This window comes from Pseudomonas sp. WS 5532 (assembly GCF_012985445.1).
Taxonomy (GTDB): Bacteria; Pseudomonadota; Gammaproteobacteria; order Pseudomonadales; family Pseudomonadaceae; genus Aquipseudomonas; species Aquipseudomonas edaphica.
In genome coordinates, this window is the sequence record NZ_JAAQWK010000014.1 from 41640 (window position 1) to 54480 (window position 12841).

The window sequence follows — 12841 nt, forward strand, 5'->3', positions numbered from 1 at the left end:
CCAGACAGCACATCATTGCCTGACACACAGTCATCGCAGGCAAGCCAGCTCCCACAGTGGATTGCATTTCAGGTCATGGATTTTCAGCGGCCAGCGCTGCAATCACGGCAGGCCGTGCGCCAGCGCGTTGCATAAACGCCGTCAACGCCGGCCACGGCTGCAGATCAATGTCATGAACCGCCGCCCAGCGCAGCAGCACAAACAAATACGCATCCGCTACCGAGTACTGCTCGCCCAGCAAATAATCCTGACGCTCCAGCGTCTGCACCAGAAACTCAAAGCGCTTGAACAACTTGGCCACAAACGTGGCTCGCACTTCGCCTTGGATCGCCGGGTTGAAGAAAATCCCCAGCCCGCCGTGAATCTCGCTGGCGATGAAATTCAGCCATTCCTGCAAACGCACACGCTCCCAACTGCCATTGGCCGGGGCCAACTGGGCGGCGGGTTTCAGGTCGGCCAGGTATTGCAGGATCGCACTGGCTTCGGTCAGCACCTGGCCGTTATCCAGTTGCAGCGCCGCCACATAGCCCTTGGGGTTTATTTGCAGGAAGTCTGCGCCATCGGCAGTGGTTTTGGCCTTGTTATCGACCCTTACCAAGTCGAACGGCAGCGCCAATTCGCGCAGCACGATATGGGGGGCGAGGGAACAGGCATTCGGGGAGAAATACAATTTCATGTGGGGCTACTCGGTTGAATTTGCGCCAGTCTCGCGGGCATGGCACCGTGGGTAAAATTAAACCTTCAGACCCCACCCATAAGGACAGCTACTGCCATGATGAACCTGATGCACTGGCGCTTGCTGGTGGCCGTGGCCGATCAAGGCAGCATTACGGCGGCTGCCGAGCAGGTGGGCATGACCCAGTCCGCCGCCAGCCAGGCCATGGCCAACATGGAGGCGACTTTGGGTGCGCAATTGTTCACGCGCGAGCCGCGCAAGACCTTGCCCACCGCGCTCGGGTTGAGTGTGATCGAACAAGCGCGCGTGATGATGGGGGCGTTGCAGGCGATTCGTACAACGGTCGACGACGCTCGGCCGCTGCTGCGTGGGAGTATTCGCATCGCCAGTTTCCCGATGGTGATGGCGACTTTTCTGACGCCGCTGCTGCAGCGTTTTCGTCAGCTGAACCCCGGTATTGAAGTGACCACGCTGGATGTCACGGACAGTGAAGTGCTCACCTTGCTTGACGCCGGCCTGATCGACCTGGGCGTGGTGCTCAACCCCAGGCCCGAGCGCAACGCCAGCGTATTGGGGCGAGATTGCTGGATGGCCGTGTTGCCGACCGATCATCCCTTGGCGCAGCGCCCGGCCAACGCCAGCGTGTCGTTTGAGGAACTGCTGGAGCAACCCTTTGTACTTGCCACCGGCGGTTGCACCGCCAGTGCCCGCAGCTTGGCGGGCGCTGCGGGGCTTACCCTGCGCGATATTCGCGTGGAAGTACGCGAGTGGAACAGCGCCTACAGCCTGGTACGCGAAGGCGTCGGCGTCACGCTGGTACCTGAAATGGCCTTGCCGGTAAAGCGCAATGGCTTGCGCGTGATGCCGCTGACCGTCCCGCTGTATCGCGAATTTGCCTTGGTCGGCTCGCCCGCCCGGCCGCCTTCAGCCGCGGCAAGCGCATTGTTAAAAATGCTGGCTGACTAGTGGCCTTGCATAGCGCCAAGCCCTGTCTATGCTCACCCAGAACCGTTGATGACGTTTGGCATATAAAGCGTTTCGGATGGTTATTTCCCCATGAAGGTTAGCCAGCACTATCCAAAAAATGAATGGAATGCGCCTTTCAGGCGCCGGGAATCAAGGGTGATCTGACCATGTTCAACCGCCATCACAAATCCGACCTGCAAGAAATCGAACGTTTCTCCTGTGCCCTCACCGAAGCCAACGCCAAACTCGCCGCCATCAGCCGTTCCATGGCAATGATCGAGTTCGACCGCAACGGCATCATCCTCGATGCCAACGACAACTTCTGCCAAGCCATGGGCTACAACGTGGAGGAAATTCGCGGCAAGCATCACCGCATTTTTTGCGAGGATGCCTACACCCACACCGAGGCCTACACCAAGCTATGGCGTGACCTGGCGCGGGGCGAAGCCCTCAGCGGCACCTTTATGCGCCTGAACAAGCGTGGCGAAGAAGTGTGGCTCGAAGCCAGTTATATGCCGGTGCTCGACAGCAACAACCAGGTGCAGAGCGTGATCAAAGTGGCTTCGGATATTTCGGCGCGGGTCCACCATGAACATGAGAACCAGAGCCTGATCGACGCCATCAGCCGTTCAATGGCGGTGATCGAGTTCACGCCCCAGGGCCAGATTCTCAACGCCAACGACAATTTCCTGCGCACCGTGCAGTACTCGCGCGAAGAAATCATCGGCCAGCACCACAGCATGTTCTGCCACCGTGCCGAGGTTGAGTCGCCGGCCTACAAGGCGTTCTGGGCCTCGCTCAACCGTGGGGAATATCATTCCCATCGCTTCGAGCGTAAGAACAAATACGGCAAGACCCTGTTTCTGGAAGCGTCCTACAACCCGATTTTCGACACCAACGGGCGCCTGTACAAAGTGGTGAAATTCGCCAGTGACATCACCGACCAGGTCACCACCCTGCGCACCGCCGCCGATTCGGCGCATGCCACCTCGGTACAAAACGATGCCTGTGCGCGCAAAGGTTCGGAGGTGGTGCAGCAAACCGTGCAGATCATTGAAGAGATTTCCAGCGACTTGAATCAGGCGGCCCAGAGTATCGATGCGGTGAGCAAGCAATCGGACATCATCGGCTCCATCGTGCAGACCATCCGCAGCATTGCCGAGCAGACCAATATGCTCGCGCTTAACGCAGCCATTGAAGCGGCGCGGGCGGGTGAGCATGGGCGTGGTTTTGCGGTGGTGGCCGATGAAGTGCGCAGCCTTGCCGCACGCACCAGTCAGGCGACAGTGGAGATTGTGGATGTAGTGCGCAAGAACCACGACCTGTCGCTGAGCGCGGTGTCGAGCATGCAGTCGAGCCTGAGCCGTACGGGGCTGGGTGTGGAATTGGCGAATGAAGCGGGGCAGGTGATCCTGGAGATTCAGGAAGGTTCGCGGCATGTGGTGGATGCGATCAGCCAGTTCAACTCAACGTTGCAACTGCAGTAAGGCTGGGGGCTCAAGATCGTTCCCACGCTCCGCGTGGGAATGCCTCGCTGGACGCTCCGCGTCCGCTCTTGGGACGCGGAGCGTCCTTGGCTGCATTCCCACGCGGAGCGTGGGAACGATCATCCGATCATCAGCGGTGTCGGTCAGATCGCGGCCAGGGTTTCTTTAACCGCCTGCGCCGGATCAGTGGCCTTCGCCGCTACCTGCTGATCTTGCTGCTGCTTCACGCGTTCAGCCACTTGCTTGGCAATCGCGTCCTGTTTTTCCTGCGGCATTGCTTGCACTTGCGCCTCGGTCAAACCCTGTTCCTTGAGCAACTGCTCGCGGATGCGTTCGGCGGGGGACTTGTTCATGTAGTCGGTGAAGTCGGCGCGTGCGGTGCTGGTGCTCGAACCGGCTGCCGGCACATCCGTCGATGCGGTAGGGGCGGCGGTGGTGGCTTGCAGCTGCACACGGGTCTTGGCGAAGGCTTCGTCGATGCGATCGTTGGCCTTGTCCAAATCCTTTTGCGCGGCCGGCACGGTCACGCTTTGTTGCGCCGCTTGCAGGGCGCCGCTGTACAGCGTGCTGGCGGCAGCGTTGGCCGGGTCCATGTCGGGACGCTTGAGCTGTTGCACGGTCGATACGGCTTGGGCGTTGTTATTAACCAGCATGATCGGTCACCTGTGGAAATGTTCGGTGCGACAGCTGGAGCAAATAGCATGCCGAGTGCACCACCCCCGGTTTTGTTGGGGATGGCGCGGGCGTCGCGGCAATCATTGTCCCGCAGGCGGCCAACTGTTGCCGTCAGTGCGCAATATTCTCCAACGCCAAATTGCGCGTGCGCGGCCCGAACCAGCTGATGGTGATCATCACAATCAACATGCTGCTGGCAATAAACGCCAGCACGCCCGGCGTGCCCAGGTGCTCCAGAATAAAACCGATCAACAAGCTGCTGAACACTGTGGACAAGCGGCTGAACGAATAGCAGAACCCCACCGCCCGTGCGCGGATATTGGTCGGGAACAACTCGCTCTGGTACGAGTGATAACTGAAGCTCAGCCAGGCGTTGCAGAAGGTGATCATCACCCCGCAGATCACCAGCCCCACGGCCGTGGTTTGCAGGGCAAACAGGCTGCCGAAGATCATCGCGCCCATGGCTGAGCCGACAATCTGCCATTTGTTTTCAAAGCGATTGGCCACTTTTACAAACAGCAACGGCCCCAGCGGGTAGGCGAGGGTGATGATGAAGGCGTACATCAGGCTGTGGGTCACGCTCACGCCCTGACCCGACAGCAACGCCGGCAACCAATTGCCGAAGCCGAAAAAGCCGATGGCCTGGAACACGTGAAACACAATCAGCATCAGTGCGCGACGCCGGTACGGCGGTTGCCAGATATCGGCAAAACGGCCGCTGCCTTGCACGCCGACGGCCTGCGGTTCAGGTTCATCCAGCGGTTTGCCGTGATCCTTTTGGCAGCGCGCCTCCAGGTTGTCCATGATCTGCCCGGCTTCATCAAAGCGACCTTTTTGCGCCAGCCAGCGCGGTGATTCCGGCAGGCGCTTGCGCAGTTGCCAGATAAACAGCGCAAACACTGCACTGCTGAGCACCACCCAGCGCCAGCCGGACACCCCGAATGGCGCCTGGGGCACCAACCACCACGACATCAACGCCACCGCCGGCACCGACAGAAACTGGATGAAAAACGCGAAGGCGAACGCCGAACTGCGCATGCGCTTGGGCACCAGTTCCGACAGGTAGGCGTCGATGGTTACCAGTTCGATCCCCAGGCCAATGCCCACCAGAAAACGCATGCCGATAATGCCCAGCGCCGAGGTTTGAATGCCCATCAACACCGTGGCGACCGTGTACCAGATCAACGCAAAGGTAAAGATCGCCCGGCGCCCGAAACGGTCGGCGATAGGGCTGAGCAGGCTGGCGCCGAGGAATAGGCCCAGAAAGGTTGCCGAGGCGAACGCGGCCTGGTCCGAGAAGCCGAACACGCCCTCGCTGCCGGTGTGGAAAATACCGTCGCTGATCAAGCCGGGGCTGATATAGGCGGTCTGGAACAGGTCATACAGCTCAAAAAAACCACCGATCGACAGCAGCGCCACCAGGCGCCAGACGGTGGCGACGGCGGGCAGGCGGTCAATGCGCGCGCTGATGTGGGCAGCACGGATCGGGTCGATGCCGTCGGCGGTGGAGAGTGCAGGCATGGGCAGAACTCAATAAGTAATCGGGATTTCAAATGCTTGGAATGCATCATCGACCGGATGGTAACCCAACACCCGCGTGGTTTCGCTCAGGTCCAGGCGCTTGAAACGGTTATTGGAAATGCCATGGGCGATCAGGTGCTTCACGCCCTCGGCCTCCACCGAGCGTTGCAGCAATTGCACCGCGTCCCGTGGGCTGAGCCAGGCGCTGAGGTCGCGGGCGTTGTTGAGGTCGTGGGTTTCGGGGAACTCAAAGGCGCCGATGCGCAGGGCAATGGTCGACAGTGGCGTCTTGGCTGCGTAGTAGCCGCACAACGCCTCGCCGTAGCATTTGCTCACGCCATACAGGTTGGCGGGCATTACCTGCATGCCGGGCGTGATCTGCCGGTCTACCGGGTAGCCTTCGATGGTTTGTGCGCTGCTGGCGAATACCAAACGCTTCACGCCGGCGGCCACGGCGGCTTCGAACAGGTAAGTCGTAGCGAGGATATTGTTCGGTAGCAACTCGTCGAACGAAGCGCTGGCGTGGGGGATGCCCGACAGGTGCACGACCACGTCGATGCCATCAAGCAGCGCAGCCAGGCTGGCTTTGTCGCTGAGGTCGGCGTGGACGAAACGGTGCTCGCCCAGGTCGAACGCCGGCGCGATGCGGTCCGTGAGGGTGAAGCGGTAGCGGTCTTTCGAGGCTTCGAAAAATGTCTTGCCGATTCTGCCGCAGGCGCCGGTAAGCAGTACGTTGAGTCCTTTCACAGTGAGTCCTTGTTTTAGTGATGGCCGTCGAGGGCGAAGGTCTTGAAGCCCTGGCGTTGGCTCAGGCGTTGGTAATACGCCGCAATGGCAGGGTAGGGCGGGCGCTGCATGGGCGTGTTCTGCCAACGGTGCACCGAGAGGCCGATCAGGATATCGGCGAGGGTGAATTCATCTCCGGCCACATAGGCGCCGGTTTTGGCCAGCTGTTGTTCCAGCAGGCCCATCTTGTCATTCCACACCTGCACGGCGGCGGCAATCTGCGCCGCGTCGAGGTTGTCGGGGTTATTGCGCACCAGCGCGGTGAAGGCATCGCCCCAGGCGCGGTTGAGTTCCACGGCTTGCCAGTCCACCCATTGCTCGACCCGCGCACGTGGCGCGGGTTCGGCGGGGAGCAGGTCGGTGCGTTGGTAGAGGCCGATCAGGTAGCGGCAGATGGTGTTGGATTCCCACAACACACCGTGGTCGTCGATCAGCACCGGCACCTGGGCGTTGGGGTTCAGGGCCAGGAATTCGGCTGACTGGGTGGGCTTGAAGCCGATGCCCCAGTCTTCACGTACGTAGTCGATGCCCAGTTCCTGGCAGGTCCAGAGCACTTTGCGCACGTTGATGGAGGACGTGCGGCCGAGGATTTTCAGTGAGTGTCCCATGGTGCTTCCCTGACGATGGCGAGCGGTCAATCTAGCAGGGGCAGGACTTTACGGCGATATCTTAAGTGGGCACGGACAACATGTGGGAGCTGGCTTGCCTGCGATAGCGGTGTGTCAGGCAATGATGTGCCGACAGGTCTACCGCCATCGCAGGCAAGCCAGCTCCCACAGGGTTAACCGAGTTAGGCTTTAGGTGCGTGGTGTTTGCTGGTCCATGGCTTTGCCGACCATCAAGACTGATAACTCGCTGAGTTGATGAATGGCGAGAGCCACGTCGCGGTGTTTGCCGGTGAGGTCGTTGGACAGGTCGAGCAGCAAGGTGCTGACGGAGCACACGGTTTCGTAGCTGTTGATCAGTAGGGATTCGAGGGGTGTGTCGGGTGTGAGAGTGAAGAGCGTAGTTGGGGGATTGACGCTTTGCATGGTTGAAGTACCTGGTTTGTGCCACACCCGCATCGCTACTAAACAAGTTGGGTGGCAGCTGTGCGCAGGTTAGTAGACCGGTAATCCCACACAAACCCGGCGCGCCCGAAGGCGCCCTACGCACAGCCGCCATAATTGGCTTGTGCATATTGTGTTGGGAAGTTCGGGCTACTAAACCCGATCACCGAGAAATTCAGTGACCGACCCACCTTAGAGACCACCCCCCAAGCGCACAAGCCGGCGGATTCTGACGTAAGCGTAGGCAACCGGGCAAGGCGCTTACGGCAATGTCAGCCGCGTCCTACAGCCTTCCTACATCTCAAGCGAGCACGGTAAAAAAATGTGGGAGCTGGCTTGCCTGCGATAGCGGTGTGTCAGGCAACGATGTGCCGACAGGTCTACCGCCATCGCAGGCAAGCCAGCTCCCACAGTTTGATTGTGTTTGGGCTTTGAAAGTTACGTGCTTTCGCGCACCTGCAACGCAAACCCCATGTCCACCACCGGCTTGGCAATCTTGTTGCCTGCCATGATCGTCAACAAATGCTCCGCCGAGCGCCGCCCGATCGCTTCCCGTGGCGTGCTGATGCTGCTCAAACGCGGCACCATAAAAGACGATGCCGGCAAGTCGTTAAAGCCCAGCACCGCCACGCGCTCCGGGACGTTGATGCCGTGTCGCATGGCCTCCAGCAGTGCGCCCTGGGCCAGGTCGTCGTTACCGAAGAAAATCGCATCCACGTCCGGATGCGCCGCCAGCAGCTGCAAAAACAACTCACCACCCAAGCCCACGGAGGAGGGGCGTGGCGTCAGCAGTTCCAGCGCCGGGTCGTACATACCCGCCTGCTGCAGGGCGCGGCGGAACCCTTCACCGCGCAGCAACGTGCGCTGGTCCAACTGCGCGCCGATATACGCCAGGCGCTTGCGCCCACGGGAGAGCAAATGCGCTGCGGCTGTTTCGCCTGCGCTCAATTGCGAAAACCCCACGCAATTCACGCCCGCGTTCGGGTCCAGATCCATCATGTACACACAGGGCACATTGCTGGCCTCGACCATCCGTCGTGCGCTTTCGGTGCGATCAAACCCGGTCAGCAGCAAACCGCGTGGCTGGTAGGCCATGTAGTTGCGCAGCAGGTTTTCTTCTTCATCACGCGAATAGTGCGAGTTGCCGATCAGTACTTCAAAGCCCTTGGGCCGCAGCACTGCGTGGATGGCTTCGAGGGTTTCGATAAACAACAGGTTGGACAGCGACGGCACGATGACCACCACCGAATGGCTTTGCGCCGAGGCCAGGGCGCGAGCGGCGGGGTTGACGACGTAATTCAGTTCGGCAGCGGCCAGTTGCACTTTTTCCACCAGCTCGGTAGCAACCGTGCTGACGCCACGCAGTGCGCGGGAGGCGGTAATGGGGCTGACACCCGCCAGGCGGGCCACTTCATTGAGGGTCGGGCGACCGGTGGTGCGCAATTTTTTATCGTTCTTGGAGGTCATCAGGCTGTTGCCAAACAAAAATCGAGGCACTAAGGTAGCGCTGTCTCCAAATGGCTGCAAATTATTGAACGTTGGGTTGCCTGATCCTGTTCAAACAGTTGGAGAGGATGCACGCGTCACTCCATAAAAATGACAAGTCGGCGCGGGAAAAGCCTGTTTTTGCACTAGCCTTACAGCGTGCAAAGGTAGCGCTATCTGCGTCCTGAGGTGTTTCATGAGTCAACCTGTTACCGCCCTGGTCATCATGGGTGTTTCCGGCTGTGGCAAGTCCAGCGTCAGCGAAGCCCTGTGCCGCCTGAACGGCGCCACCGCCATTGAAGGCGACAGCTTTCACCCCGCCGCCAATATCGAAAAGATGAGCGCCGGCCACCCCCTTAACGACGACGACCGCGCCGGCTGGCTCGATATCCTCTGCGATGAACTGCGCCGCTCGCTCAAAGCGGGCGAGCATCCGGTGCTCACCTGCTCAGCCCTCAAAAAGAAATACCGTGACCACCTGCGCGAAGCCGCGCCGGGCCTGGGGTTTGTGTTCCTGGAGCTGACCCGCGCCGTGGCTGCTGACCGCGTGTCCCATCGCCCCGGCCATTTCATGCCGGCAAGCCTGATCGACAGCCAGTTCGCCACCCTCGAATCGCCCGTGGGCGAGCCGCTGACCCTGGCGCTCAATGCCAGCGAAGACAGCGTTGAGGACTTGGCCAAGCAAACCAATGCCTGGTGGCTGCAACACGGCTTTGAACCTACTCATTAATTTTTTGCCGGAAAAGGTAGCGCTACCCCCGGCGAAAGATTCAATACCCGCTTTAATAACAACAACAAACAGGAGAGACCCCCCATGTTTGGCATGTCCCACGAGTCCTACCTGCTGCTAGACGCAGTGGTCACAATCATCGGGTTGATCGTTCTGATCACCCAATTCAAGGTGCACCCGTTCATTGCACTGATCATCGCGGCCGGCTTTCTCGGCCTGACCTCGGGCATGCCCGTGGACAAGATCATCAAGGCGTTCCAGGACGGTTTTGGCGGTGTGCTTGGTTTTGTCGGCATTATCCTCGCGCTGGGCACGATGCTCGGCAAGATGATGGCCGAGTCCGGCGGCGCCGATCAGATCGCACAGACACTGATCCGTGCCTTCGGCAAAGACAAAGTCCAGTGGGCGATGATGTTCGCTGCGTTCCTGGTGGGCATCCCGCTGTTCTTCGAGATCGGTTTTGTACTGCTGATCCCGCTGGTATTTATCGTCGCGCGCCGCACCGGCGTGTCGCTGATCAAGATCGGCATCCCGCTGCTCGCCGGCCTGTCGGCGGTACACGGCCTGGTGCCACCGCACCCTGGCCCGCTGCTGGCCATTGGCGTGTTTGGCGCAGACATCGGCAAGACCATCCTGTACGGCCTGATCGTCGCACTGCCGACCGCCATTATTGCCGGGCCGATTTTCGGCACGTTTATCGCCAAGTACATTCCGGGCAACCCGTCCCAGGAACTGGTCGACCAACTGGCCCGCGAGCCAGAGTCAAAAAGCCTGCCGAGCTTCAGCATCACCCTGATCACCGTGCTGCTGCCGGTGTTCCTGATGCTGCTCAAAACCTTCGCCGACGTCGCGCTGCCGGACGGCCATGCCATCCGCAACTGGATGGACATGATCGGTCACCCGATCACTGCGCTGCTGCTGGCGTTGCTGCTGTCGCTGTACACCTTTGGCCATCGCCAGGGCATTCACTCCAAGCAAATCCTCAAGCTGCTCGACGCCAGCCTCGCGCCGACCGCTGCGATCATCCTGATCATCGGCGCCGGTGGTGGTTTCAAGCAGATGCTGGTGACCAGCGGCGTGGGCGACGTGATCGGCCACATGGCGGTGAACGCGCAGATCAACCCGATTTTGCTGGCGTGGCTGGTGGCGGCGGTGATTCGTGTGGCCACAGGCTCCGCGACGGTCGCGACCATTACCGGCGCAGGCATTGTGGTGCCGGTGGTCGGGATGATTCCAGGCGTTAACCGTGAGCTGCTGGTGTTGGCGACGGGGGCGGGGTCGTTGGTGTTGTCTCACGTCAACGATGCGGGGTTCTGGCTGGTGAAGCAGTACTTCAATATGACCGTGGTCGAGACGTTCAAGACCTGGACGGCGATGGAGACCATTCTGTCGGTGGTGGCGCTGATCTTTATCATGTTGCTGTCGTTGGTGGTGTAACAGGCGCACCACAAAACCTATGTGGTAACCCAATCAAATGTGGGAGCTGGCTTGCCTGCGATGGCGGTGTTGGATTTACCATCGCCATCGCAGGCAAGCCAGCTCCCACATTGATTCGGTTTCTTCAGGTCGTTCAGGATCAGGCTTTATCCGCCCGGAACATCCCGCGAATCCCGCGTACCGCCTGGCGAATCCGGTCCTGGTTCTCGATCAGCGCAAAGCGCACATGATCATCCCCGTACTCACCAAACCCAATCCCTGGCGACACACACACTTTGGCTTCCAGCAGCAGCTTCTTGGCAAATTCCAGCGAACCCATGGCGGCATACTGCTCGGGGATTTTTGCCCAGACGTACATCGACGCCTTGGGATTCTCGACCATCCAACCCAGCTCATGCAGGCCTTTGACCAGCACGTTACGGCGCTGGCGATACTGCTCGGCAATGTCCTTCACGCACTGCTGATCACCTTCCAGCGCCGCAATCGCGGCCACTTGCAGCGGGGTGAAGGTGCCGTAGTCGTGGTAGCTCTTGATCCGCGCCAGGGCGTTGACCAGTTCCGGGTTACCGACCATAAAGCCGATGCGCCAGCCGGCCATGTTGTAACTCTTGGACAGGGTGAAAAACTCCACCGCAATGTCCTTGGCGCCCGGCACTTGCATGATCGACGGCGCTTTCCAGCCGTCGTAGACGATGTCGGCGTAGGCCAGGTCGTGGACAACAAGCACGTCGTACTGCTTGGCCAGGGCGATCACACGTTCAAAGAAGTCCAGTTCCACGCACTGCGCGGTGGGGTTGGACGGGAAGCCCAGAATCATCATTTTCGGCTTGGGGATCGAGCCACGAATCGCCCGTTCCAGCTCGGCGAAGAAGTCCACGCCCGGCACCAGCGGCACCGAACGCACCTGGGCGCCGGCAATCACGGCACCGTAGATGTGAATCGGGTAGCTGGGGTTGGGCACCAGCACGGTGTCGCCCTGGTCGAGGGTGGCCAGCATCAAATGCGCCAGGCCTTCCTTGGAACCGATGGTCACGATGGCTTCGGTTTCCGGGTCGATATCCACTTCGTAGCGGTCTTTATACCAGCGCGAAATCGCCCGGCGCAGCCGCGGAATGCCTTTGGAAGTGGAGTAGCCGTGGGTATCTTCACGCTGGGCGACGGTGACCATTTTTTCCACGATGTGGGGAGGCGTGGCGCCGTCAGGGTTACCCATGCTCAAGTCGATGATGTCTTCGCCGCGCCGACGCGCAGCCATCTTCAGCTCGGCAGTGATATTAAAAACGTAAGGGGGGAGTCGATCTATGCGCGCAAAGCGGCGCGGCGAACCTTGGTCTGCCATTGTTGCCTCGAGGTACGTAAGCGCCCGGAACCGTCCGAGCGACGTCGGCCACTGCGGTGGCCTGCGGGGCAGACAATACGGTCGATGATGGCCAGTTGTCCAGATGTGTAGGAAAAATTTCTACTTGGAGTGAAGCCTGGATATGCCCCTATACTCGATGCGGGTTTGTTCCCTCATAAGAAGGAGACTGTTCGTATGGATCAGCAGACAAAACAACCGTTAGAGCCACGCATGGAAGCCGGTAAAGCCTTGGTAATCGCCGGGGTACAAGGGCGTTATTCAAAGGCCACAGTGGGTGATATCCCAAAGCTGTGGGAATTGTTCGACACTTGCATCAAAGACATTAAAAAGCGCGTCGGTGGCGTGACCTATGGTGTGTGCCATAACCCCCACCATGGCGAGTTCGACTACATGGCCGGGGTTGAAGTCCCGACTAAAAGCGACGTGCCGAGCAACTTCGAGTTCATCGAAATTGCGCCGCTCAACTATGCCGTGTTCCCACATTACGGGCCGGTGCAGGCACTTGAGCAAACCTACGAACGCATCATGTTCGAGTGGTTGCCGCACTCGGGCTACAAGGTGATGGGCGCGGATTTCGAACGCTACAGCGCCGATTTCGACGCGCGCAAGGGTACGGGGACGGTGGAGATCTGGCTGCCGGTTGGCGAAAAGGGCTGACGGCGGTGCTGT

At 59.9% G+C, this 12841-nt stretch carries 13 protein-coding genes; 5 read left to right on the forward strand and 8 right to left on the reverse strand.

Annotated features, from left to right (window positions below; translation table 11 throughout):
* Positions 1-73 precede the first annotated feature (73 nt).
* Positions 74-676: a glutathione transferase GstA gene (gene gstA / locus HBO23_RS22150; protein WP_170039774.1), complete on the reverse strand. Its 603-nt coding sequence runs from the start codon at positions 674-676 to the stop codon at positions 74-76.
* A 96-nt stretch (positions 677-772) separates the two neighbouring features.
* Between gstA and HBO23_RS22155 the strand changes: the two genes are divergently transcribed.
* Entirely contained in the window at positions 773-1642 is an 870-nt protein-coding gene (locus tag HBO23_RS22155; RefSeq protein ID WP_169985101.1) for a LysR family transcriptional regulator, read from the forward strand.
* 167 nt (positions 1643-1809) lie between these two features.
* Entirely contained in the window at positions 1810-3129 is a 1320-nt protein-coding gene (locus HBO23_RS22160) for a PAS domain-containing methyl-accepting chemotaxis protein (RefSeq protein WP_170039776.1), read from the forward strand.
* 143 nt (positions 3130-3272) lie between these two features.
* Here the strand turns inward: HBO23_RS22160 and HBO23_RS22165 are convergent, their stop codons facing one another.
* The 6 genes from HBO23_RS22165 to HBO23_RS22190 all read right to left on the reverse strand — a co-directional run bounded on the left by HBO23_RS22165 (position 3273) and on the right by HBO23_RS22190 (position 8630).
* A complete protein-coding gene (locus HBO23_RS22165; RefSeq protein WP_017139210.1) occupies positions 3273-3782 on the reverse strand; it encodes a hypothetical protein in 510 nt (169 codons plus the stop codon).
* Between the two features lie 133 nt (positions 3783-3915).
* Positions 3916-5325, reverse strand: a complete 1410-nt coding sequence (locus HBO23_RS22170; RefSeq protein ID WP_017139211.1) for an MFS transporter — start codon at positions 5323-5325, stop codon at positions 3916-3918.
* Positions 5326-5334: 9 nt separating this feature from the next.
* On the reverse strand, positions 5335-6072 hold the full coding sequence (locus tag HBO23_RS22175; RefSeq protein WP_017139212.1) for an NAD(P)-dependent oxidoreductase: 738 nt from the start codon (positions 6070-6072) through the stop codon (positions 5335-5337).
* A 14-nt stretch (positions 6073-6086) separates the two neighbouring features.
* Positions 6087-6719 (reverse strand): glutathione S-transferase family protein, encoded by a 633-nt coding sequence (locus tag HBO23_RS22180; RefSeq protein ID WP_017139213.1) that lies wholly within the window; start codon positions 6717-6719, stop codon positions 6087-6089.
* Positions 6720-6908: 189 nt separating this feature from the next.
* Entirely contained in the window at positions 6909-7142 is a 234-nt protein-coding gene (locus HBO23_RS22185) for a DUF6124 family protein (RefSeq protein ID WP_099486528.1), read from the reverse strand.
* Between the two features lie 456 nt (positions 7143-7598).
* Positions 7599-8630, reverse strand: a complete 1032-nt coding sequence (locus HBO23_RS22190) for a LacI family DNA-binding transcriptional regulator (protein WP_170039861.1) — start codon at positions 8628-8630, stop codon at positions 7599-7601.
* Positions 8631-8841: 211 nt separating this feature from the next.
* Here HBO23_RS22190 and HBO23_RS22195 point away from each other — a divergent pair, with 211 nt between their 5' ends.
* Together HBO23_RS22195 and HBO23_RS22200 are read left to right on the forward strand one after the other, a co-directional pair.
* A complete protein-coding gene (locus HBO23_RS22195; protein ID WP_169985094.1) occupies positions 8842-9375 on the forward strand; it encodes a gluconokinase in 534 nt (177 codons plus the stop codon).
* Positions 9376-9459: 84 nt separating this feature from the next.
* Positions 9460-10812: a GntP family permease gene (locus HBO23_RS22200; protein ID WP_056859617.1), complete on the forward strand. Its 1353-nt coding sequence runs from the start codon at positions 9460-9462 to the stop codon at positions 10810-10812.
* Positions 10813-10951: 139 nt separating this feature from the next.
* On the opposite strand, the gene alaC is transcribed toward HBO23_RS22200, so the two are convergent.
* Positions 10952-12151, reverse strand: coding sequence for an alanine transaminase (gene alaC, locus HBO23_RS22205; protein WP_017135427.1), 1200 nt, complete (start codon positions 12149-12151; stop codon positions 10952-10954).
* A gap of 195 nt (positions 12152-12346) precedes the next feature.
* Here alaC and HBO23_RS22210 point away from each other — a divergent pair, with 195 nt between their 5' ends.
* The gene (locus HBO23_RS22210) at positions 12347-12829 is read left to right on the forward strand and encodes a GyrI-like domain-containing protein (protein ID WP_017135428.1); all 483 of its coding nucleotides are present in this window, start codon (positions 12347-12349) and stop codon (positions 12827-12829) included.
* The last annotated feature ends 12 nt before the right edge of the window (positions 12830-12841 follow it).